At 63.3% G+C, this 210-nt stretch carries 1 pseudogene; it reads right to left on the reverse strand.

Going from position 1 to position 210, the window contains the following annotated elements:
- Positions 1-210: pseudogene (locus ACW5W4_RS19050) on the reverse strand (IS4 family transposase); the annotation flags it as partial.

The raw sequence follows: 210 nt of genomic DNA on the forward strand, positions 1-210 counted from the left end.
CAGCCCCCGGGAAGCGCATCGGGTCGACCATCGAGGTCAGCACTTGGCGCTCCTTGCCGTTGATAGTGCGCGTCAGCAAGCGGGCTTCTATCGTCTCTGGCAACTGCGGCCACTTCTTTCTCGCCTGCGGACTGGTCTTGAGCTGCACCAGCGCATCCTGGCGCCCCAGCTTGCGTACCACCTCGTATTGGGTGCCCTTCTTGAGCGGCA

It is taken from the genome of Aeromonas crassostreae, from assembly GCF_054052445.1.